The organism is Enterococcus hermanniensis (assembly GCF_001885945.1).
Classification (GTDB): Bacteria; Bacillota; Bacilli; order Lactobacillales; family Enterococcaceae; genus Enterococcus_A; species Enterococcus_A hermanniensis.
Window position 1 is genome coordinate 343960 of record NZ_JXKQ01000001.1, and the last position, 24376, is coordinate 368335.

The following is a 24376-nucleotide window of genomic DNA, read 5'->3' on the forward strand; positions in this document are numbered from 1 at the left end:
ATTTTTACTTAGAAAAATTTAAAGCGTGTCGCTTTGATCTCCTGATAGACCGGGCGTGTGACCGGATCGCCATTGACCAGATCGCGCGCCATTTGATCCATCGCAGCGACCATTTTTCGACCACCCATTTTTTTGATCTCAGCATATGCTTCTTTTAAATAAAACGAGCGTTGTTTTAAGTTGTGTGCATCAGAGGCCACCATGTACAACATCCCATGTTCGAGCATTTGTTTGGCGGTCTTTTTGATGTCTTTACCGAAGATTCCGACGATGCTTGGTGCGGTCAATTGTGTCAAAACCCCCATCTCCAAAAAGGGGATCAGGCGATTCGGCTCAGCTCGAAAGCCAGCATTGCGCTCGGGATGAACGATCACTGGGGTATGGCCGAGCCTCAACAACCGGTAAAACAAGCGCTCGGCATATTCCGGGATCTCATTGGTGGGAAATTCGATTAAGAGATAGGTGTTATTCAGATCGGTAAACAAGATCTCGCCTTGTTCGATCTCTGCTAACAAGTATTCTGTTAATCGAACTTCCTGCCCTTCCAGTAAGGTCAGGTCGATCCCCCGTTGATCTAGCTCTAGCTGCAAGCGATCAACGGCGGGGATGACAGTACTTGCGGGATTATTGAAGTGTCCATTGTTATGATGGGGCGTACACATCAGATGGGTGATGCCTTGGTCGACGGCTTTTTTTGCCATCGCCAGGCTATCTGATATTGTCGTCGCACCATCATCGACTCCTGGCAAAATGTGACTATGTAGATCGATCATCTAACTTCACTTCGTTCCTTCTGTGCCATAATAATAGTAAGACTCTTCCCCTTGCTTCTTACCGTTATAGACGACACCGATGATTTTTGCTTTGACCATATCTAGTAAGTGTTTGGCTTCAAGGATTGCTTGCTTATTGGTCTTGCGTTCTCGGATGACTAGGATCGTGCCATCGACATAGGCCGCGACGATCTGAGCATCGGTCACAGTCACGACTGGTGGCATGTCATAGATCACGAGATCAAAAGATTCGGCTAAGGTATCGACCAGTTCTTGCATTCGTTTTGAGGCCAATAATTCAGATGGATTGGGTGGTGTCGGACCACTTGGGAATAAGTAGAGGTTTTCGATCTCCGTCTCAACTAAGCGACTACCGATTTGATTGTCTCCTTGAGCTAAGTAGGCATTATCAGTGGTCTGTGTAGATAAGAAGCTATCACTCACCGCATTGGCTTCGGTCAGATAATTGCTTAGGCCATTGACATTTGGTACCCGAAAGCTCAGTGCGACGTTAGGTTTACGAAGATCGGCATCGACTAAAAGGACTTTACTGCCCGCATTCGCAAAGACCACTGCTAGATTCGCAGCTGTCGTGGTCTTGCCTTCAGAAGGACCTGATGACGTCACCACGAGTGATTTGATTTTTTTATCGGCAGAAGAAAACTCGATATTGGTCCGGATCTTCCGGTATTGCTCCGCTGCGGTGGAAAAAGGATTGATCGCAGCGATCAGATTAACAGGCGTGATGCCTTTATTTTTTTTGGCCATCTAACTACTCCTCGCTTTTAGTTATCGCTTAGACCCGACGACGTTGACGGGGCGTTGTTTTGCGATTGTGACTGACAGGTTGTTCCGTTTGTGATGCGTGGTCAGTTCCGGTTGGTTCTATACGTGATTTGGCTAAATCTTTTTTGCTGACTTCTGAGACTTGACCTAAGATCGGTAATTCTAAGACTTCCGCGATGAAGCGTTCATCTTTGACCGTCTTGTCCAGTAGTTCGATCAAGAAGGCTAGACCCACACCGATCATCAAACCAACTACGGCTCCGATCAATAAGTTTAATTTATTATTTGGAAAGACCGCACTTGAGGGTACGACGCCTTTTGAGGTGATCGTTACTTTATTGACTGCTAAGACGTCTTCGGCTTTTTGTTCAAAGACCATCGCCGTCGTATTGGCGATCGTGGCCGCTTTTCTTGGCTCTGGTGAGGTCGCCACGATTTGGAACATTTGTGAATTTTGTGACTGTTCGACTTCGATCATGCTTTTCAATTCGCTATTGCTATAAGTGTATTGATATTTGTCGCTTAATTCTTTTTGGACGGCATCGATCACGACATCGCCTTTGATCATGTCTTTATAGGTATTGATCATTAGCACATTACCGTTGATGTCGTTTTGCAGATTGGTATTAGCGGCATCATTTTGCGAATTTTGGACGATCAATTGGGCGGCAGAATCATACTTGGGTGTGATCAAGAAGAAGGTCACGCCTGCTGCGATCCCGATCCCAGCAATCGTCATCATAATAATAAGTAGCGCCTTTTTCTTAAGCACTTGGAATAATTCTTCTAAGCTGATTGTTTCTTCCATAGTCATTTCCCTTCATTAGTAACTCTTATGTAATTTTTTGGTACGCATCCGTTCACTGACTAGGATCATTATACTCGCTAGGACGATCAAGATCGCTCCAGCAAAGACAAACGTTAAGTCAAACGCTGTGATGTAACGAGTCACGAAGCGATACAAACCTTCTGATGAGATACCTAAATGATTGATGACGCCACTAAAATAAATAATTGCTGGTAATACGACAAGCATCAGTCCAGCGCCTAGGATCGGCATGCTGCCCCAACGGACTCTTTGGTGTCTCATGCGGACCATCAAAATCAACCCGATAAAGACAAATAAAAAGGCCACGCTCATAATGATCAAGATCAGGGTCAATGCTGATTGGAAGGCCATGACTTTTTGGCCGTAACTCAATAGATAAGGAATTTCGATGAACGAAGAATAATTCTTCGCCGCATTCGTGGCTAGGTTCTCGATATTCGTTTGGGTCGTATCATCGACCGTAATATTTTTTTGTTGCGCGTATTGGTGGACATTCGTCAAGATTTTCTCTTTCAACTGGTCCTCTCCTTGGATCTTGAAAGGCACTTCGTTATAGATACTACGAATGTAATTGTCGACATTGGTCGCGATCGTCTTTTCAGAGACTACGTCAGCCAATACATCTGGTGGGATATTACTGCCCCGACCGACGTCTTGGATACTGTCAGTCAAGTCTTTGCGGACTGTTGCGGTGTAATTGGTCGTATGGACTTGACGGATCATAAAGTCTTGATTGAACAAGGTCAAGCGGATACAGATCAGAGCAACTGATGCAAACAGGAGCAAAGACCCGATAAACGCTAAGATCCACCGCGGTATATTTCGTGTTCTGTGATTCATCTTGGGGCTTTCCTCCTACTCGTTTGCATTGATCATCGGCCCAGAGACAAACTCTCCGATGGCAAACAATCGTTCATCGGTCAATCCTAAACTATCCAGTGGATAACATGTATATAGAATCAAGCGGCGATCATTGCGTTGATAGATCATGTCATTGATTTCTTTATCATTTTTATTGCGTACATCTAATTTGGTGATGCGGTACGTATAATTTCCGTAAGTCGTTTGGATCTCGATCTCGTCACCGACTTGGGCTGCACCCAATTTGCCGAAGTCATCGACATTGTGACCACCGATCAACGACGTCCCGATCTCACTAGGATAGACCGAACCCATAAATTGGCCGGCACCTTTTCGTAAAATTTCATCGGTATCTCCGAAATATAAAGGAACATCCATTTTTAACTTCTCTATTTTTACTTTCCCATATAGCTGACCACCAACGGGGTAATCGACCTCGCTCGATGGCAACTCATTATTGTCATTGGTTTTGACAGATTGATTATCTACAGCGGTAAAAGACTGCTCTGTCGCCTGAAACTCGGGAGTATCTGTCAATAGAAACAATTGAATAGAAGAAGTCACGAATTGGATCACAGGTTTCCCTATCACATACATCAAAGAATAACCGCAAATTAGAAAGATGATCGGGGTGACAATAGTCACCCCAACCCTCTTCAAGCGAGAAGATTTATGCAATCTTCTTACGTCCTACTACTGCTGCACCTGCTGCAACAAGTAATAAGCTTGCGAATGAAATTGCACTAGCAACATATGTCGCGCCAGTTTGTTTCACAGCACTGCCTGATGAATAGACAATACTTGAACCTGATGTTGAAGTACCGTTAGAACCGTTCGTTCCATTTGTACCGTTAGAGCCATTGGCTCCATCAGCTCCGTTTGTGCCATTAGAACCATTGATCGTAAATCCATTTTGATTAAATGAGATCGACAGTCCTAAAATATTGGCCGCTTGCGTAATCACATCTTTTAATTGGTTCTTGATGTCCAATGGCAAGGCTTTGATTAAGTCCTCGATTGAATTGATGTTTGATACATCAACACCTGAACTTGCAATCAATGCACGTGCTTGTTGGATTTGAGCGATTACTTGGTTCGCTTCACTAGCTGAGATATCATTTTGTTTCAAATGATTTTCGGCTTGCGCGATATCAGATGCGCGTAGGTTAAACGTTTTTCCACCAACAGAAACACCTTGGTTCAACTCGTCTAGGATTCGTTGCTCATCGGCCGTGATCGCTCCAGCTGCTTGCGCTGTTGGTGCGAAGAATAAAACGACTGCGACAAGTGCAATGATTCCACTGATAACTTTCTTCATTTACATACCTCCCTTACTTATTATTTTTTTGTTACAGATATCACATATTCGCAAAAAAAACATAATTCTTTCTGCAATTCTTAGTATACTTAGATTTTTTAAAAAAAACAATGAAATTTAAAATTTAATTTTAATCGAATAGTACTCATTTACTTTTCAAAAAAACATTAATAGTTTTTTAGTTATTATTATATTAACAAATGTGATTGACAAGCGACAAAGTTCATTATTAATACACTTTGATCCCAGTAATAATGTTCATAATCACTCGAAATACCGATTAAATGAACGTTTTTAAGGATTATTTCTATTTTTTTATGTTTTGTTATGATTTGCCATTTTTAATATTGTTTTGTAAACCTGTCTAGCCCATTTAACAAAGTGTTTTTTTGTATTATAGAGGGTTTACAAATATCAATATTTGATATTTTATAATTGGTCTAACATAAAATAAAAATGTGATTTCATCTATAAAATTACAATAGAATTCAAATAATATTGTTTTATACCCAGATTATGAGAACGATTTACTAAATATAATGTTTTTTCACGATGTCGTAACTTCTAATAATCAATATTAAAAGTATATAGAAATTAAGCACATAATAAAATTCAACCTTTCTTTATAATAAAAATTTTTTTGATAAAAAGAAGATAGGTCTGGAACGCTTTGGCGTTTCACAGACCTATCTTCTTTTTGTTTTACTACTTTTTGCAATCTTTACTGACGTTTTTTACGCCAGACGATCAGACCAATTACTACTATTATAATGACGCCACCGATAATCGCTAAGAAACGAGCCTTTTCTTCCCCAGTTTTTGGGTAATACCATTTATGCGAATTCCCTCTGCTGTGGTTCTTGTGATTGCTACTTGGTGGGGTCTTCGTATTTTCGGCTGTGACTTTGACTGTTACTGGTTGGCCTTTATGACTTGCAGCAATCGTGAAGTCGATCGTCTGTGTTGCCAACTGATAGCCGTTCGGTGCTTTGGTTTCTTTGAAGGCATATTTTCCTGGTGCTAACCCTGTTACGGTAATTTGACCTTGCCCATTTGTGGTTAGGTCGGTTTTTACGACTTTATGGTTCGCATCCAATAATTGGAAGTTCGCTCCGGCTAATGTTTGATTTACATTCGCAGTGTCGACCTTCGTTAATTCAACGCTGCCTTGATAGTTTTCAAGCGTGCCTAATTGGGTAGCCGTTACTTTCCCTACTTGCGGATAAACCGTAAATTTATGTGCGGTTGTATCCAAGATGTACCCGGTTGGTGCTTTGACTTCTTTGAGCACGTAATCTCCCGCACTCAAGCCTTTGGCAAAGATCGCTCCAGCTTTGTCAGAGGTAATGATCGTCTGATCTTTTCCTTGCTTGTTCGTCGTATGGATTTGGATTGGTCAGATCATTTGCTCGATACAATTTGAATTCGGCGCCCGCCAATTTCTTATCGCCACTGACTTTTGTTGCTTCAATAAAGCCTTGATAGTTGTCCATATCTACAGAGATACCCAGGGCTTGTGTATTTTTGACTACAAAGTACACAGGCTGGCTATTGATCAGATAATTATCAGCTGTTTTGGTTTCGACCAATTTATAGCTGCCATCTTTCAATGCCAAATTACTTAAATCGATCGAGCCATCTTTTTTCGGATTTAGTGTTTTTTCGACTAATTTCCCATCTGCTGAACCATCATCGAAGTACAAGGCAAACGCTGTTTTACTCACATCGAGATCACCAGCCGCTTCACCATCGATTTTCTTGAAGTCGATTTCTTTGCGACTATTTTGGAAATCACCGGTATCCACGACATAAGCCCCATTTTCTATTTTGTTCAAATGGCCTTCAGCATCTGTATAGGGACTCTTCGCTGTTTCTGGATTTTCCAATACATCAGGTGCCCGAGCTGGAATCACGACTTTTATCGGGAAGGTATTAACTTTATACCCTTCGATCGTAGCCGTTTCTTTCATGTAATACGTGCCCGGTGCTAAATTGGCAAATTCAACCATCCCTTCTTTGTCAGAAGTCGTCTTCATAGGATTTGTATCACTGAAGTCTGTCTTCGTATACAACGTGAATTCGACACCTGCCAAATCGATGCTTTGTTCGTCATCGTCGATCGCACTACCAATTTTGTGCAGCAAGATTTTTCCACGATAGTTTTGAACATTTTGCTCGATCTTTTGTGTTGTTGGTTCGCCAGTGGCTTCGGTCGGAATCGTAAAGGCTAATTCTTTACCCGATAACACAAAGTTTCCTTCTGCATCGGCTTTGTCAGGTGACTCTGTTTCAACGAAACGGTAATTTCCTGGTACAAGTCCAGTCACACGTACTAACCCATTCTCATCTGAAGTAGCCGTTTTACCTGCAACGTCTTTATCATTTGCATCGACAACTTTGAAGGTAGCACCTGCTAGAGGTTTATCTTTATCATCCGTTTTGGTTAATTCCGCTGAACCTTGGTAGTTGATCAATTTCGTATCTGCTGTTTGGACTTTAGGATCTCCTTCGAAGCGACCCGGTACGACTACTGAAATGGTTTCTAAGTTTTTGATATACCCTTTCGGTGCATCGGATTCTTCAAATGTATACGTGCCTGGTGCCAAATCGGTAAAGATCACTTCACCGTCAGCGTTTGACGTTTGGACCTCGCCATCTCTCACCTGATTGTTCTCACTATCTAACAAGACAAATTTAGCATCTGCCAAAGCCTTGCCATCAACATCTGTTTTGATTAAACGAACAGCGCCACGATAGTCTTTGAACGGCTCATCGATGTTAATTGTTGTGGGTTTTCCATTGGCTGTGTCAGGAATCGTCACTGCGACAGCTTGCGTATTGATCAAATAGCCCTCTGGTGCTTTGGTTTCTTTTAATGTGTATGCACCTGGTGACAATTTATCGATTTGGACAAGCCCTTTAGCATCAGAAGTTCCTGTGCCAGCTGCTTTTCCTTCACTGTCATAAATCGTAAAGGTCGCACCCGCTAAGTCTTGATCATCTGGACCGACTTTTTTCAATTCCAGACTACCTAGATAATTTTTCAAGCTTAATTTGCCCTCATCATTGCTCGTAACAACTGCGGGTTTTCCTTCAGCTGTTGCAGGAATCGTGAAGGGAACCGTCTTTTCATTGACTAGATATTGGTTGTCTTTTGTTGCAACCTCTTTGAAATAATACTCTCCAGGTGCTAGACCCGTTGCAGTCACCTTACCTTCAGCATCTGATTTGATACTGTCGGTTGTAACTTTTTGGCCCGCTTTTGTATAGACATCAAAGGTAGCATCTTCCAAAGCTGCGAAGGTATCGTCTGATTCAGACTCGGCTTCTTTATAAAGCTGAGCAGAGCCTTGATAATTCACATTTTCATCATCCTTGATGTCGATGTTTAAGACGCCAGGATCAGATTCTTGCGACTCTTTGATCGTAAAGGTGATGACTTTGGTATTCAACACGTAGCCTTGTGGTGCGGACTCTTCCGTAAAGCGATAGTCACCTGGTGAAAGTTCAGAAGCATGAACCACGCCATCTAGTTCATCCGATGTGAACAAACCATCATCGCCAGCATCATGTTCTTTCCCATCGATCGTAGACCACAACCGTCACCTGTTTCATTTTTCATTTCTAATTTGTATTTGGCTCCGCCTAGTCCATGTCCTTTAGCGTCGACTTTTTGGAAACTTGCCCCTTCTTTATAGTTCTTATAAGGCGTTTTCTCGTCTAGTACTAATTTCTGATCGGCCGAGTCGATCGTCACTGCTGAATCCTCTTGATTTGTCGCCGGAGTCGTAAATCGAGCGACTTGATCATTTTGGATATAGCCATTTGGTGCTTTCGTCTCTTTGAAACTATACGTGGTACTTGGTGCTAGATTTTCAAATGTAAAGTAGCCATCGGCATCGGAAGTGATCGGCTCACCGATTTTAGTTGTTCCACTACCATCATATAGCTGGAATTTCGCTCCAGCTAAAACGGTTGTTTTGTCATTGGCATACGCATGGCCATCGACTTTTTGGAAACGAGCAGATCCTTGATAGTTGATAAAGTTTTCGCCGGCATTCAATTCGATGGTTGCAGGTGCTTGATCTCCTTCACTGATCGCATCGACAACAAAGGTCAATTCCTGATTGTTTAAATAGTAATCAGTTGGCGCTTTAACTTCTGTTAGTTTGTATTTACCTGGCACGAGATTTTTTAATTCTAGCTTCCCGCTATCACTCGTTACATAAGACGCTTGGTCACCGTAATCGCCATAATCATCAGAATTCAACTCTGCCCGTTGCAAATGGAACTTCGCACCGGCTAAGCTATCACCTGCTTCAGTCGTCTTTTGCAACACTGCAGACCCTTGATAGTCTGTTAGTTGTAAGATCCCATTACTGATGACTTGATCATTCACGTAGACACTACGGGTATTGTTCTCATTTTTCTTCACTTCGAAATCAAGCAACGTTTGATTGATTTGATACCCATCTGGAGCAAAAACTTCTTGGATCCGATACTGTCCATCTGCTAGGCCAGAGAGGTCTTTTCCTTGATCTTCTGCTGTGATCACACGCGCAAATGAATAATTAGGGGCTTCCTTCGTTCCCGTATTCCGGTATAAAGTAAACAACCCACCAGATAAGTTGGTTCCCTTACTATTGATTTTTTCAAATAGTACTTTCACTGGTTCGTTTTTAATCTGGGTGACTGTCGTACTGCTCGTCGCATTGATCGTTACTTTCTTCCCATTTAATAATTCATCTGAAATCGTGTACCCATCTGGTGCCTCGATCTCTTTGACATAGTATTCATAGGTCGCACTCGTCGCGATCAAATTCCCAAACGTGATCATTCCTTGACTATCCGTCGTTGCTTGATACAAGATATCTGTTTTACTTGTTTTAAGATTTTTACGGATCAATTGCAAGACTGCACCGGGTACGGCTGCATTGTTACCATTAACTTTTTGAACCGTCACTTTTTCTTTTGAGCCATACGCAGTCCCGCTAGAGTCTTGGATCGTTACCGAAATATTGGTTTGGGTATCTTTTCCAGGAAGCTCTTTGCCCTCACTTGAAATCGAGGCGTTATTCGTGACTGTTTCTGTCTTGGATGAAAAATTTGGTTCAGATTCATACGTCAATAAATACGGTTTTTCAATTACTCCGGTTTCATATCCCCCTGAGTTGTTCGGGTCTTCTTTTTCTTTGATTTTTGACATATCAAGTGTGAACTTTTGTTGCCCGGTTGCCGGATCAGTCGTAACGACGACACTGTATTGATCACTTGGGACTTCTTGATCTTTTACTACTGTCGTCGAACTGCCAGAGCCTGAATATTTTCCAGTATATAATTTAAAACTATCTTGCAAGATTTGATTGGCACTAGGGCTATCTTCAACTTTGACATCTGCTAATAAGGATTGGTTTGGATTGATGATCAGTGACCAATCGATCAAGTTACGATTTGCATTGTAGCTCCCATTTTTCAGCGCTGATTTCCCACCAAAAGCGATTGAAACCGATGCTGAAAGTCGCTCTTGTACGCCGGCTATTTGAACAGTCGCTGTATTCGCGTATGTCGATTGGTCGTAAACGATTTTCCCTTCCAACGATGTTTTGAATTGAATCTGAAAAACCTTAGGTGATCCCGTCGCGTTCCAACCAGGAATGGATTTTCCATCTTTCCCAACTTGTAGCTCTAGGGTCCCTTGTTGATTCTCTCCCGTTACCGTTGGCTCAGTCACCGTTAGATAATCTTCATTAATTTGATTGTCTTTATAATCGGTTAACGTCGTGGCCTTGAAATTACCATTTGCATCGATCGTCCCACGTTTTACAGTCAATGAATCTGGTAGATAGACTTGATTCCCGGTAATCGGATCCTTCAAATTGAATTGTGAGACCCCTAAATTATTATAGTTTGTTACGATCGTCCAAGTGATTTCTTTCGTTACTGGGTTATAACTCCCCGATTTCATTCCTTGATTGGCTTCTTGTGTGCTGGTGTTAAAGTTAGTCGTACTGCTAGAATCATAAGGTGTGCCATTATTTAAAAAATTGACCCCCATGGTATTTTGGTAATTTACTGACGTATTCGGATTAGGATTGGTGACACTAAATTGATTGTAGCCGACATAATAGGTCATCTTAAACTGATGGCTAGTTGTTTTATACGCATTTTGGAACGTTGTAGTAAAATTTTTGTACCCAGATCGATCAGCGGTCAAATTCACGTTTATGACATAATCAGCCGTCGTCGGATCGCCAATCGTATCTTGAACCGTCCCATCAGCGGTCACTAACTGGAAAGCTCCAATCAAGGTACGATTATTATCATCGACATCTTGAATGACTACTCCCGCATCTTCTGGTTTACTAGGATCAGCAACTTTAAATGGGGTAGTGACATATCCTTGCTCAGTGTAAGACATCGTATCAGTAAAGACCGCATTGGTCATTTCATATCTTGTTTTATTGATATCAATGACGTAGCTGGCCAGTTTGGTCCCCGGATTAACAGTTGGCCGATTTTTGATTACGACTTGTTCCGATGGTGTTTCAGTAATCGTCGGGGTCTTTGGTACATTTTTGGTCTCAGCGGTATTGGTAACATTGACTGGATTATTTGGCGATCCGGTCACGATCTTATCGACTTTTGACTTGTAGTCGATATTGATCGCTTTACCCACTTGGACATTATTTTTGAAAGTGATGGTAAATGGTTTTTTGGTTGTGTCGATCTCATAGTCTGACGGACTGATCGTCGTCCCCTTGATCGCATTTCCATTGTCATCAAAATTGACCGTATAAACGCTAAAGCTATCGGGATCAATCGTCATATTCGTATACGTATCTGAGATGATCGTATCATCAGCCGATTCTTTTTGACCATAGTTATACCGGATTTGCCAACTATAGATTTGATTGGCACTGTCATACCCCGTCCGCACTTTTTCCAAGGCTTTTTTATAGTTTAGTTGCACGGTCGCAGAGGCAGCCAAATTGGTCGTCCCTGCTGTAAGGGTGACATTGTTCGTGATTGGAATCGTTCCACCGTCTGATGGTTTGATCTCATCTTTAATTTTCGTAGAGTAAACAATCCGATAAGGACGGTCAATCGTACTATTAAAATGGATCGATCCATCATCGTCCACCGTATAGTTACTTGGGTCTAGCGGTGTCGTTGCTGTACTCGTCACGTTCCCATTAAAATCTACGTTTAGGATATAGATCGACACGGCACCCGTCTCAGTTTTATCAAAGGTGACTTGTTCAGGGAATTTTTCAGTGATCACTGGATTAGCTAACGTCGCATAATCTTTGTTGAAATCAACTTGCCAAGTAACTTTATTGGGATTATTGGCCGTATCTGTATGGCCTGCCTTACTAATTGAAGTTCCACCTGTTGGTTTGATCGTAACCGTATATGGTGGAATATTGGTTTTACTTGGATAAATGATGGTTGTTGTCCCAGGCTGTGTGATTTTCTTTGTGTCGAAATGCACAGTAGCTGTCACATTTCCGGCTTCTGGCGGTAAAAATTCCTGTCCAGTTGGTTGAGTAAACGTAATTCTTATTTTTTGAGTATTGACGTCAAAGATGTATTTCCCATAGACCATGCCGTCTGCATCTTTCAAATCTCCTTGAGGAGAAGGCGCAGTGATCGCTAGCCCATCTGGAATATCCATTTCATAGTAATCACCTTCCACCATCTCGACTCGTACGGCTTCTGGTATGGCAAAATCCAAACTAAATCGAATGGACGAATTAATCGTCGGGGGATTTGGAGAAAAAGTCAAATTACTAGCTGTCACAAAGTTATCCCCTGGAGCATACTGAGCAAATAGATCATCCAATGATCCCGCTCGCTGTTCTTGTTTCTTCCTCTATAGCAGCTTTTTTAACTTGCTTGCTGGCTGGTTTATCTTTTTGTTCACTGCTACTCTGTGTTGTTGCAGATTCTGAAGTGGTCGTTGTTTTAGACTCTTTAGTGCTCTCCGTTGTACTACTTTCTACAGAACTACTTGCTTCAGTTGAACTTTCTTCCGTCGGTATTTCTGGTAGTGCCAACTGAAACAGTCTTTTGTCATTTTGATAAAAAGCTGCTTGCTTATCCGGACCACGAGCGATTGTCCCTAATAAAATTAGCTTAAATCGGTTCTCACCTTTGACTAATTTATTAAAATTCAATTGATAAACGTTTCGCTCACCTGTCGTGTCTACAGTATACGTCCCGATTTCTTGTTTTCCTTCATCTAAAATACTTTTTTCTGCTGTCGCTGTTTCTAAGGGAGTAAACTCTTTTGTCATCTCAAAAGTTATTTTCTCATGATTATCCGTAGAACTAACAACTTTTCCTACTAATTCCAATTCATACTGGTTTTTTTCAGCATCTTTTTCTTTGAATGTACTTTTTTTATCAAACTCTAACTGATTCGTTGCTTCGACTGGCTTTTCGGTGTTACTCGTTGTTTCAGTCGTCTCAGAAGATGCCGTAGTTGCAGTATTCGATGTTGACGAAACTAGTGTTTGCGGATCACTAGCTACCGAACGAATCGTACTGCCGTTCACCGCTGAACTAGTAGAAGAATTCGTCACCTCAACCGCAGATCCCACAATTGGTGACGCGATGCTTCCCATTAAGGTAACCAACATTGCCACATTAACCCATTTTTTCATATTACCCGCCCTTAATTTTTCTAAAAAAACAATTAATTATTCCATAATAGTTAATCATATTATCCTATGTCTTATTTTTTTTTACAAATAATAACTCCTAAATATAACTTTAAAAGACTAAAATAATAGACTTGCTAAATAGTAACGCATAAAGACATATAACTATTGTTACTATCTTCATATTGTCTATTTCTTAACAATACTAAATTGAATTATTTTTGATTTTTAACAAAAGCTATATCGATCATCGTAAAGTTGCTATACGTAAAAATAAAAAAACAAAAAATCGTCATTTAATCCGTTACCTACATTGATAAATCAGCCTCCAGTCTTTTTATATCGTTATGGCACTGTTCGATAGCTGAGAAAAACGTTTACAAGCTTCTCGCTTTTTGTTTATAATTATTTTAAATAAGCGGTCAAACTTCCCCCATTTTTACGGCCTCTTATTATCAACTATGAGAATAATTTCTCAATCTAAATTCAGGAGGGTTCATCTATGTCATTAATCGGAAAACAAGTCGAAGCGTTCCAAGCACAAGCCTACCGTCAAGGTAAATTCATCGAAGTTTCAAATGAAACACTTCAAGGAAAATGGTCGATCCTTTGTTTTTATCCGGCCGATTTTACTTTTGTCTGTCCTACCGAGTTAGAAGATTTGCAAGAACAATACGAAACATTGCAAACACTGGATGTGGAAGTTTATTCTTGCTCTACTGATACGCACTTCACGCATAAAGCCTGGCATGATACCTCAGATGCGATTGGTAAGATCAACTACGCCATGATTGGGGATCCGTCGCATCATATTTCGCGTATTTTCGACGTTTTAGATGAAGCTGCCGGTCTAGCCCAACGAGGAACATTCATCATTGACCCTGATGGGATCGTCCAAGCGATGGAAATCAATGCGGATGGTATCGGCCGTGATGCTAGTGGTCTGATCGATAAAATTCGCGCAGCCCAATATGTCCGGACTCATCCAGGAGAAGTTTGCCCAGCGAAATGGAAAGAAGATGGCGAAACGTTGAAACCAAGCTTTGACTTAGTTGGGAAAATATAAGGAGTCGCTATGTTAGAAAATGAAACCAAAGAACAACTCAAACAATATTTAGCTTTATTAGAATCAGAAGTCATTTTTTCAGCGTGCTTAGATCAATCAGAAGCTTCAGAAAAAGTAGAGACTTTTTTGACGGAAGTTGCCGCAATGAGTGATCAGCTTTCGATCGAAACCAAGCAGTTACTTCGTACGCCTAGTTTTGAGATCAATCGAAAAGGAGCAGACGCTAGCGGGATCGTATTTGCTGGCTTACCCATGGGCCATGAATTTACTTCTTTTATTTTGGCGCTTTTGCAAGTCAGCGGTCGCCCACCAAAAATCGATGATTCCTCTGTCCAACAAATCAAACAGATTGAACAAACCTTGCATTTTGAGACTTATGTCAGCTTGACGTGTCATAATTGTCCAGATGTTGTCCAAGCTTTAAATATTTTATCGGTCTTGAATCCGAAGATTTCCCATACAATGATCGAAGGTGGCATGTACCAACAAGAGGTCGATGAAAAACATGTAATGGCGGTGCCGACCGTATTCTTGAACAACGAAGAATTGGCTAGTGGTCGCTTGTCGATTGAACAAATTTTAGCCAAAGTTGCTGGACCACTGCCTGCAGATGAATTTGAGACCAAAGAAGTCTTCGACGTCTTAGTCGTTGGCGGTGGCCCGGCTGGTGCTAGTTCAGCCATCTATGCAGCTAGAAAAGGAATCAAAACTGGCATGGTCGTTGAAACGTTTGGTGGTCAAGTCTTAGAAACACTAGGAATCGAAAATGTCGTCGGGACGCCGTATGTTGAAGGTCCGCAATTGATGCGCCAGGTGGAAGAACATGTGAAACAATATGCTGTGGATATTATGAAGGGACAACGTGCGCAAACGATCCAGAAAAAAGAGCTGATCGAAGTGACCTTAGAAAATGGCGCACTCCTAAAAACAAAGGCGGCGATTCTTGCTACCGGTGCGCGGTGGCGTGCCATCAATGTACCTGGTGAAAAAGAATTCAAAAATAAAGGTATCGCCTATTGTCCTCATTGTGACGGGCCGCTTTTCAAAGAGAAAGAAGTCGTCGTGATCGGTGGGGGAAACTCTGGGATCGAAGCTGCGATCGATTTGGCCGGCTTAGCGAAACACGTTTATGTCTTGGAATTCTTACCTGAATTAAAAGCGGATCAAGTCTTACAAACCAAATTACATTCGTTAAGTAACGTAACGATTATCACCAATGCCGCGACCCAAGCAATCACCGGCACGTCTCAAGTCGAAGCCTTAACATATAATGATCGAATTACGAATGAAGAACATACCCTGCATGTTGCAGGCGTCTTCATCTTGATCGGCTTGATGCCAAATACTGAATGGCTGGATAGCACCCTTGATTTAAATCAACGTGGGGAAATCCTCGTGGATGATCATGGTGCAACGAACATTCCGGGTATTTTTGCTGCCGGAGATTGTACTGACAGTGTCTATAAGCAAATCATCATTTCTATGGGTTCTGGTGCGACGGCTGCTTTAGGCGCCTTTGATTATCTCATCCGCCAAACCTAAAAAAACTCATTCAGTTTCTGCTTTTCGAAGAAACTGAATGAGTTTTAATTTTATATAGCGGCACCATGTACCACTTCCTGTTTATTAAGCGAATTGATGTTTTTCAAGATCCATATAAAGCAAATGCTCCGCCATTTTTAGTGAACTGAGTTTACGAATTTTCCGTGGAATAAACTGATGGATTTCTTCTTCATTGTACCCAATCTGCAACTTTTTCCCATCGGTGATGATTGGTCGTCGCAATAAACTTGGGTATTCTACCATTAATTTTACGACTTCACTCAAGGACAATTCATCAAAATCGATCGCTAACTTTTCGTAGACTTTTGATCGGGTGGAAATGATCTCGTCAGTTCCAAATTCAGTCAGACATAAAATATTCTTTATTTCTTCTTCATTCAAAGGCTCCGCAAGGATATTTCGTTCCTCGATTTCAAGTCCTTGTTTTTCTAGCCAAGCTTTGGCTTTGCGACAAGAACTACAACTAGAAGAGCTATATACTTTGATCACATAAAACACACCTTTCATCCATAAATTGCAGTGAAAAACTTTATGACTAAATAGTACAGGTTTTTATAGCATTTGTTAACTATTTCACTACATTTTCCGCTTGCGAAAGTGATAAAGATATAAATAAATGTATTTTATATAACTATAAATATTATTTTTATTTGAATGGTTTATCACACATAGCCTTCCACGCTGACTTTCGACTCCTAATAATACAATTGGTCTAGACTAATTTATAACACTTTTGAATTGTTCGTCTGTTTTTTATCAATAATTTCCAAAAATTGACAAAAGCTGAGTGAAGGCGTTTTAGCGTGAAGATCTAAAAAACACATGCGACTTGAAGCGTCGCATGTGTTTTCATTTTAACTGATGATCGTCACGGTCACAGAACGTCGACCCCATTGGATACATTCGGCGACTGTCGAGAAGTGACAGTCAATGATATTCCCTTTAATTGCACCACCAGTATCACCCGCGATTGCAATCCCATAACCTGAAACTTCTACCATCGATCCTAATGGAATCACACTTGGATCCACAGCGATCACTTGTGGATTTTGACGTAGGTCGATCCCCATCGCTGTAAAATACGTATTGACTGATTCAGCACAAGAATAAGCCGTTGATTCCATTTGTAAGGTCCGACCAGAAGTAGTTGGTGTACTTGGCGTAGTCGATTCAGTCGTTGTTTGTGTTGCTTGCTGACTGGATGAGGTGGTCGTTGATGTAGCATTACTTGCAGCAGAACTTGCGGCCTTTGTCGCGGCTGCTTGTGCTTGAGCCGCTTTTTCTGCTTGTTGCGCAGCTGCTTTTTCAGCAGACTCTTTGGCTACTTGCGCTTGGGCCGCCGCTTTATCTGAAGCGATTTTTGCAGCCTTTTCTGCTTGTGCTTTTTCTGCAGCAGCCTTTTCTTTTGCTTCTTTAGCTGCTTTTGCTGCTTGCGCTTTTTCTGCTGCTTGGCGTGCCTTTTCGACTTCTTTATCTTGACTGATCTTTTCTAAACTGACTTTGTTATCAGCCAACTCTTGTTTTAGATTGGCCATTTTAGCATCTAGTTTTACCGTTTCAGCTTCTAAGCTTTTGCTATCTGCGGTTAATTGATTTTGTGTTTTTTCTTGCGCTGCTTTCAATTCAGTTAATTGCTCTTTGGCTTCACCTAGACTAGCAACTTTAGTCTTTTCTGTATTTTGGATGACTGACATCGCAAATGCTCGATTTAGAAATTCACCTAAATCTTTTGCTTCTAATAAAGCCGTGATCGACCGTTCATTCATCCCATTGACTTGAGCAGTCTTCATTCGCTCAGCGATCGCTGTTTTACGACGCTCAATTTTTTGCTCCGTCGCAGTAATTTCAGTCTTAGTTTTGGCTAATTTCGTCTCATTTTGACTGATCTTTGCCCGGATCTCATTTACTTCTTGATATTTTTCATTCACATCATTCAATGCTAGTTGAATTTCACCGCTGATCTTATCGCTTTGACGCGTGATCGCGGATTCTTGCTTATCTAATTCACTCAGCGACTCTGCCTGTGCAAAGACTGGGAAGAGTACGTTAACACCCAACAATAGTGTTGCAACGACCCCAAATGCCTGCTTTTTCACTTAAAAAGTCCACCCTTCTATTTTTCCCCTTTGTCATTATACGAAAAAAAATCCTAAATATTATTTCACTAGCATTACAATTGATTACAGATTCAGGCTGAAAAAGAAGAGAAACTAATTTTCTAACGCGAGATCTATTGAAAAAGAGAGTTGCTCCAACGATGAAAGGACTCTCTTTTTTGTCATATTTCTGTAATATTTCATTAGTAATCCGCATTCACTTTACAGCTTTTTTCATTGAAGAGACCGCTTGCTTGTTTTTTTTAGAGCAAGATTGACTCGAATAGTCTGTAGCTCACGATGAAAATAGGAATGATAATTTTCTAAATCTTTTTCATTTTTAAATATCTTTTGTTATCATACAGGTGATGACCTGTTTTCTTCTTTTAAATATAGAAGCTTATTTTTTTGCAATCCTTAGAAATAAGCTACAATGAGAACAAAAGAATAACCGGTTGATTGTCGATTTTTTACTTTATCTAATGGAGGAACTTATATGATTCAGCTTTTACGCTACGCCAAAGATTATCGTAAACAAGTGATCCTTGGCCCTTTTTTTAAATTTTTAGAAGCCGTCTTCGAGTTAGTTTTGCCTTTATTTATGGCCAAGCTCGTCGATGAAGGAATCACCCAGCATGATCGTAGCAAAGTGATTCAAATGGCTTTGATCATGCTCGCCTTATCGGTCGTCGGTTGGATTTGTGCGTTGATTTGTCAGTACTATGCTTCAGTTGCTTCCCAAGGATTCGGAACAGTGCTACGCAATCGGTTGATGGAAAAAATCAATCAATTTTCTCACAATGAACTGAATCGCTTTGGAACAGATACCTTGATCACTCGAATGACCAACGATATCAACCAAACGCAAGGCGCCTTAGCCATGATGATCCGCTTAGTAATTCGGGCCCCTTTTTTAAGTATCGGTTCGGTGATCATGTCCTTTTATATCGATTGGCAAATGGGACTGATTTTTTTGATTTTACTACCGATTTTTTGTTTGATCCTTTACTTGATCATCCGCTACTCAGTCCCTCTTTATAAAAAGATCCAACAAAAATTAGACCAATTGAATCAATTAGTCACACAAAATTTAACGGGAGTTCGTGTGATTCGAGCATTTGCTCGCACAAATACAGAAACAAGTCACTTCAACAATGAAGCCGAAGAAATTTCTCGTTTGAACCAACGCGTAGCCAATATCTCGGCCTTACTTTCACCTAGTACGACGTTGATCATGAACGCCGGTGTAGCTGCACTGCTTTACTTTGGTGGCTTTAAAGTTAATGTCGGCCACTTAGAGCAAGGACAGATCTTAGCCTTGATCAACTATATGAATCAAATGCTATTAGCATTGATCGTTGTGTCAAACTTAGTGGTCCTTTTCACGCGGGCAGCGGCTTCTGCAAATCGGATCAATGAAGTCTTTGCGACCGATACGACGTTAGCCAATGACGGAACAATCAAAGAGACCAATCCTCAAGCGACTCTCTTAACTTTTGACAAGGTTGATTTTCGCTACACTGAAAAATCTGGTTTAGCCCTAGAAGGGATTACTTTTTCAATGAAAAAAAATGAGATCCTCGGCATCACAGGAGCGACCGGTAGTGGGAAGTCGACTTTGATCAGTTTGATCCCTCGATTTTACGATGCTACCAAAGGAAGCGTTGCTTTTTCAGGTAACGATGTAAAAGCTTGGGATTTGGATACCTTGCGTTCAGAGATCGCGATTGTCCCTCAAACTGCAGTCTTATTCAGTGGAACGATTCGAGAAAATCTCCTTTGGGGAAAAGTAGATGCTACCGACGAAGAATGTTGGGCAGCCCTAGCTACCGCTCAAGCGAGTGAATTTGTTGAAACATTACCTAAAGGCCTAGATACCGTGATCTTAGAAAATGGGAAAAACTTTTCTGGTGGTCAACGACAACGCCTAACGATCGCTCGGGCCTTGATTCGCAAACCAGAATTACTGATCCTGGATGATTCCTTATCAGCCTTAGATTATCAAACGGACCTTGACCTGCGCCAAGCATTGAAGCGTGATTTGAACTGTGGTGTGATCATCATCTCGCAACGTTTACGTTCAATCCAAGAAGCAGAAACAATTTTATTCATGGATAGCGGAAAAGTTGTGGCCAAAGGGAATCACGATGCCTTATTGAAAAACTCAACTCTTTATCAAGAATTAGTCGAATCCCAAGCGGAAGGAGTCAAAACACATGCGTAAACAAAAAAACTTCTTCCATTCAATGAAGCTATTTATGCCTTACTTAGCGTCTTATCCAAAACAATTGATCCTTGCGGTTATTTTAGGAATCGCTAGTGGGATCACCTCCGTCTTGATGACTTATTATATCGGAGTCGCCGTCGATCAAATGGTCGATAATGGCCAGGTTGATTTCGCTCAATTATTTCATATCCTACAACTCTTTATCGGCATCTTTTTAGTCACAGTCGTCAGTCAATACTTCATCCAACGAATTGGAAATACGGTTGCTTTTGATTCCGTCGCCAAACTGCGGGAAGAGACATTTACACACTTAAATAAATTGCCGCTAAGTTATTATGATCAAAGTACCAAAGGCGATATCGTCAGTCGTTTCACCAATGACATGGATAATATCTCGACGGCAATCTCGGCTGTCTTCAACCAAGTCTTCTCAGGAATGACCGTTGTCTTAGTCGCTTTGGTCTTTATGCTGTTCCTTAGCCCGATGCTAACTTTGGTTGTCTTAGTCGCGACACCGATCATCTTCTTGCTTACTTATGTGGTGGCGCGAGCATCGCAACAATCTTTTACTAATCAACAACAATTGGTTGGTTCGATCTCAGGTTTTATCACTGAGATGGTGGGCAATCAAAAAATCGTCAAAGCCTTCCAACGTGAAGAGCAAAACCAACAGAATTTTGAAGCATTGAACCAAGAATTGTATGTCCGAGGACAAAAAGCCCAATTCATCTCCTCATTGACCAACCCGTCTTCACGATTCGTCGATCATCTGGCTTACTTGTCAGTCGGCTTAGTCGGTGGCTTATTAGCGCTACGTACTAACAGCGATATCACGATCGGGATTATTTCGAGCTTCACGATTTATTCTAGCCAATTCACCAAACCATTCATTGAATTGTCTGGGATCACGATCCAGATCCAAACGGCGATTGCCGGCTTGGACCGTTCATTCGAATTATTAAAAGAACCGATTGAAAAACCGAATGCCATGAATGCCAAAGTCTTAACGGAAGCTAAAGGCAAAGTTGTTTTTGATCACGTGGACTTTGCTTACCAAAAAGAGCAACCATTGATTGAAGATTTCAATTTAGTCGTTGAGCCTGGACAAACAATCGCGATCGTCGGAAAAACCGGGGCTGGCAAATCAACTCTGGTCAACTTGCTAATGCGTTTTTATGAAGTCGATCATGGTACGATCCAAATCGACGGGACGGATATTCGCTATTTGACTCGTGACAGTTTACGTCAGCAATTCGGGATGGTCTTACAAGAAACCTGGTTGATGGACAGCAGCCTGCGAGAAAATCTTCGTTATGGCCGTGAATCAGCGACCGATGAAGAGATTTATGACGCATTGAAAGATGCGTATATGTATGATTTCGTGATGCGTTTGCCTGACAAACTGGATACAATTGTTGGTGAAGCTGGCGTGAAACTATCTGATGGCCAGCGACAATTGCTAACGATCGCTCGCACGATGATCAGTCGTCCTTCGATGCTTATTCTGGATGAAGCGACTAGTTCAGTCGATACTTTAACGGAACAAAAAATCCAAAATGCCTTTCTGGCGATGATGGAAAATCATACTAGCTTCGTGATCGCCCATCGCTTATCAACGATCCAAAGTGCTGATAAGATTTTAGTATTGGATCACGGAAATATCGTCGAAATTGGTAGCCACGAGCAACTATTACAAGTTGATGGCTATTACAAAAAACTTTATCAAGCACAATTTTCGCAAAGTTAACAAAAAAGCTGGGACAAAAGCAATACTGCTTTTGTCCCAGCTTCTTTTTGTGGTCTTTCTACATTTACATGATCGTACCCATAGCTGTATTTTGATCTTCTTTTGTTGTTACGGCCGCAGCGATTGCAAATTCTAATCCTTTTGCGATCGTTTCAACTGGTAAACTAGGCGTTCCCACTGGTAAGCCGACTACTTGTTCTGGTAAATACGGCACGTGGATGAAACCTCCACGAAGATCTTTGTTTTGTTTTTCTGCTAAATACAATAGACGGTACATGATATCATTGCAGACAAATGTTCCGGCAGTGTAAGAGACACTTGAAGGAATCCCGGCGGCTTTCACATTGTTGACCATTGCTTTTACTGGGATCGTTGCAAAATAGGCTGTTTCACCATCTTCATGGATCACTTGATTCAATGGTTGCTGTTGTTCATTATCAGGAATTCGAGCTTCCATTAAATTGATCGCTACTTTTTCAATCGAGATATCTGACCGCCCGCCTGCTTGTCCTACACAGATCACGATATCTGGTTGAACAGCTTCGATTGCTTCAGCTAAAACTTCTCCGTCTTTTTGAAAGACCGTTGGAATCTCTAGCTTAGTAATACTTGCTCCTTCGATCGTATCTGGTAATAATTTGACTGCTTCATACGCAGGATTTATCTCTGCGCCTCCAAAGGGATCAAAACCGGTAATTAATACTTTCATTGCTCTCACCTTTCCTTATCAATTATTTAAATAGAATCATGTAACAAATTTGGAATACTAAGAAAATCACCGCTAGAACAGCTTGATTCTTGATTACGCCAAAACGATCTTTCATTTCTAACATCGCTACTGGTACGATATTGAAGTTGGCTGCCATCGGTGTACATAATGTTCCACAATAGCCGCAAGTCAACGCGATCATACCAATCAATACAGGATCCGCACCATAAGCTAAAACAAATGGCGCGCCAATCCCAACGGTCATGACCGTGATTGCTGCAAAAGCATTCCCCATGATCATTGTAAACAACATCATCCCAATCGCAAATACAATGATTCCTAGGTTAACGTTACCTTTTGGAATGACTTTGGCTACCAAATCAGATATAACTTCTCCAACACCCGCAGCCGTGAAGATCGCCCCTAAACTCGCTAATAACATCGGCAACATACTTAAAGGTCCCACCGTGGATAACATCCGTTCAGCATCATCTAAGAAAACGATTGGTTTATTTGAATGCGAGTAGACCATCAAGATCACGATCGCTACCAATACACCGACACCGACACCGACTAATGCGCCTAGGTTCGTAAAGACTGCAAAAATAATTGCGAAAATCCCCATTGATAAAGCTGGAATAAAAATCTTCATCCCGATCTTATCCGCCATTTTTTTCGTGAAGACTTCAGTTGGCGCATTTTCTTTGCCTTTGTTGACTTTTTTGAAAATCGGCGGCAAGGTCATAATAATCACTAATACACCATCGATCATTGGTGGAATCCAACGACCAAACATCATCACGATCCCTAAAGCACACCAGAAAATCGCCGTGCCAAGCGGGGTTGGATTTTCTTTATCGCGTGCGTTTTTGATCCCTGTATAGACCGCTACAGCACCCATAATAATATAAATAATTTCAAGTAATTTCTCAGATAATAAGACATCTTGGCTTAGAAAAAATGACATCGACGTTCCTCCTTATTTATTGTTGCCATAATATTTTTTGTATAATTTTCGGTCTTTTAGGAAGTAATAAATAATCGCAACGATTACTGCAAAGAGTGCGACTGGAATTTCTACTTTAGCTAAATCAAGTAAGCTTGTTTCATAACCTAGATCCTTCAATGTGGCTTGGACTAGTAACGCCCCAGGTCCACCGACAAATAATACTTGGCAGAAGAACCAAGCAATATTTTCCATCCCAGACGACATGCCTTTCAATTCTTCCACATACTCTTCTTCTGGTTCTTTGCCTTTTGCTTCGATTGCACCGATAACCATCGGCATGATGATCGGACGAACAAAACCGGCAACCCCACCAAAACTAATATTGAACGCTGCAAAAAGTGAACGCATAATACCATAGGCACCTATGACTGCTCCGGCAGAGGCATTTTTAATTTTTCCAATCAGCTTAGCTGCAGATTCTTTCAAACCATTTCGTTCTAACGTTCCAGTGACCAACATGATCAAGATAAAGATCGCCATCGAACGATTCGAAACAAAGCTCGTTCCTAACGTCGTCAATAAGCCCTCTACACCTAATCCTCCAGTGATCGCTGTTACTACCGCTGCAACTAAAATAATCAAGATTGAATCTAATTTTAGTGCAAATCCGATGATAACGATCAGAATACCAATCAATTTTACTAATTCCATATTAACTATTCCCCTTTAATTAAATTAATCTATTCATTTACTAAAATGAGTTTGATTTCTTTTTTTAAAACGACTAAC

General features: G+C 41.1%; 19 protein-coding genes. 4 read left to right on the forward strand and 15 right to left on the reverse strand.

From position 1 onward, the window contains the following. Positions 1 to 8: 8 nt before the first annotated feature. The 10 genes from RV04_RS01665 to RV04_RS01710 all read right to left on the reverse strand — a co-directional run bounded on the left by RV04_RS01665 (position 9) and on the right by RV04_RS01710 (position 13233). Positions 9 to 773, reverse strand: a complete 765-nt coding sequence (locus RV04_RS01665; RefSeq protein WP_071856736.1) for a tyrosine-protein phosphatase — start codon at positions 771 to 773, stop codon at positions 9 to 11. A 6-nt stretch (positions 774 to 779) separates the two neighbouring features. After that, positions 780 to 1541, reverse strand: coding sequence for a CpsD/CapB family tyrosine-protein kinase (locus tag RV04_RS01670; protein ID WP_071856737.1), 762 nt, complete (start codon positions 1539 to 1541; stop codon positions 780 to 782). 28 nt (positions 1542 to 1569) lie between these two features. Next, positions 1570 to 2367 (reverse strand): YveK family protein, encoded by a 798-nt coding sequence (locus tag RV04_RS01675; RefSeq protein ID WP_071856738.1) that lies wholly within the window; start codon positions 2365 to 2367, stop codon positions 1570 to 1572. A gap of 15 nt (positions 2368 to 2382) precedes the next feature. Beyond that, positions 2383 to 3228, reverse strand: coding sequence for a hypothetical protein (locus RV04_RS01680; RefSeq protein ID WP_071856739.1), 846 nt, complete (start codon positions 3226 to 3228; stop codon positions 2383 to 2385). Between the two features lie 15 nt (positions 3229 to 3243). Then, on the reverse strand, positions 3244 to 3846 hold the full coding sequence (locus RV04_RS01685) for a class D sortase (RefSeq protein WP_071856842.1): 603 nt from the start codon (positions 3844 to 3846) through the stop codon (positions 3244 to 3246). 73 nt (positions 3847 to 3919) lie between these two features. Then, positions 3920 to 4567 (reverse strand): hypothetical protein, encoded by a 648-nt coding sequence (locus RV04_RS01690; RefSeq protein ID WP_071856740.1) that lies wholly within the window; start codon positions 4565 to 4567, stop codon positions 3920 to 3922. A gap of 721 nt (positions 4568 to 5288) precedes the next feature. Then, a complete protein-coding gene (locus tag RV04_RS01695; protein ID WP_084405489.1) occupies positions 5289 to 5960 on the reverse strand; it encodes a SpaA isopeptide-forming pilin-related protein in 672 nt (223 codons plus the stop codon). Continuing rightward, positions 5905 to 8166, reverse strand: a complete 2262-nt coding sequence (locus RV04_RS01700) for a SpaA isopeptide-forming pilin-related protein (protein WP_071856742.1) — start codon at positions 8164 to 8166, stop codon at positions 5905 to 5907. The genes RV04_RS01695 and RV04_RS01700 overlap by 56 nt, the downstream gene beginning before the upstream one ends. Then, on the reverse strand, positions 8097 to 12410 hold the full coding sequence (locus RV04_RS01705) for a SpaA isopeptide-forming pilin-related protein (RefSeq protein ID WP_071856743.1): 4314 nt from the start codon (positions 12408 to 12410) through the stop codon (positions 8097 to 8099). Before RV04_RS01705 ends, RV04_RS01700 begins: the two co-directional genes overlap by 70 nt. Beyond that, a complete protein-coding gene (locus tag RV04_RS01710) occupies positions 12403 to 13233 on the reverse strand; it encodes a hypothetical protein (protein WP_071856744.1) in 831 nt (276 codons plus the stop codon). The genes RV04_RS01705 and RV04_RS01710 overlap by 8 nt, the downstream gene beginning before the upstream one ends. Positions 13234 to 13732: 499 nt before the next feature. On the opposite strand from RV04_RS01710, the gene ahpC reads away from it, so the two are divergent. Together ahpC and ahpF are read left to right on the forward strand one after the other, a co-directional pair. Continuing rightward, positions 13733 to 14296, forward strand: a complete 564-nt coding sequence (gene ahpC / locus RV04_RS01715) for an alkyl hydroperoxide reductase subunit C (protein ID WP_071856745.1) — start codon at positions 13733 to 13735, stop codon at positions 14294 to 14296. Between the two features lie 9 nt (positions 14297 to 14305). Next, positions 14306 to 15838, forward strand: a complete 1533-nt coding sequence (ahpF, locus tag RV04_RS01720) for an alkyl hydroperoxide reductase subunit F (RefSeq protein ID WP_071856746.1) — start codon at positions 14306 to 14308, stop codon at positions 15836 to 15838. An 84-nt stretch (positions 15839 to 15922) separates the two neighbouring features. On the opposite strand, the gene spx is transcribed toward ahpF, so the two are convergent. Both spx and RV04_RS01730 read right to left on the reverse strand, forming a co-directional pair. Beyond that, positions 15923 to 16348 (reverse strand): transcriptional regulator Spx, encoded by a 426-nt coding sequence (gene spx, locus RV04_RS01725; RefSeq protein ID WP_071856747.1) that lies wholly within the window; start codon positions 16346 to 16348, stop codon positions 15923 to 15925. 365 nt (positions 16349 to 16713) lie between these two features. Beyond that, a complete protein-coding gene (locus tag RV04_RS01730; protein ID WP_071856748.1) occupies positions 16714 to 17955 on the reverse strand; it encodes a 3D domain-containing protein in 1242 nt (413 codons plus the stop codon). A gap of 496 nt (positions 17956 to 18451) precedes the next feature. On the opposite strand from RV04_RS01730, the gene RV04_RS01735 reads away from it, so the two are divergent. Together RV04_RS01735 and RV04_RS01740 are read left to right on the forward strand one after the other, a co-directional pair. Then, the gene (locus tag RV04_RS01735; protein WP_071856749.1) at positions 18452 to 20179 is read left to right on the forward strand and encodes an ABC transporter ATP-binding protein; all 1728 of its coding nucleotides are present in this window, start codon (positions 18452 to 18454) and stop codon (positions 20177 to 20179) included. Beyond that, entirely contained in the window at positions 20172 to 21929 is a 1758-nt protein-coding gene (locus tag RV04_RS01740; protein WP_071856750.1) for an ABC transporter ATP-binding protein, read from the forward strand. Before RV04_RS01735 ends, RV04_RS01740 begins: the two co-directional genes overlap by 8 nt. Positions 21930 to 21993: 64 nt before the next feature. Here RV04_RS01740 and pcp read toward each other — a convergent pair whose 3' ends face one another. Genes pcp through RV04_RS01755 form a run of 3 tightly spaced genes read right to left on the reverse strand, consistent with a single transcriptional unit; the run spans position 21994 to position 24298 of the window. Continuing rightward, positions 21994 to 22638, reverse strand: coding sequence for a pyroglutamyl-peptidase I (gene pcp, locus RV04_RS01745; protein WP_071856751.1), 645 nt, complete (start codon positions 22636 to 22638; stop codon positions 21994 to 21996). A 22-nt stretch (positions 22639 to 22660) separates the two neighbouring features. After that, the gene (locus RV04_RS01750) at positions 22661 to 23605 is read right to left on the reverse strand and encodes a DUF979 domain-containing protein (RefSeq protein WP_071856752.1); all 945 of its coding nucleotides are present in this window, start codon (positions 23603 to 23605) and stop codon (positions 22661 to 22663) included. 12 nt (positions 23606 to 23617) lie between these two features. Beyond that, positions 23618 to 24298: a 5-oxoproline transporter, DUF969 family subunit gene (locus tag RV04_RS01755; RefSeq protein WP_071856753.1), complete on the reverse strand. Its 681-nt coding sequence runs from the start codon at positions 24296 to 24298 to the stop codon at positions 23618 to 23620. Positions 24299 to 24376: the final 78 nt, after the last annotated feature.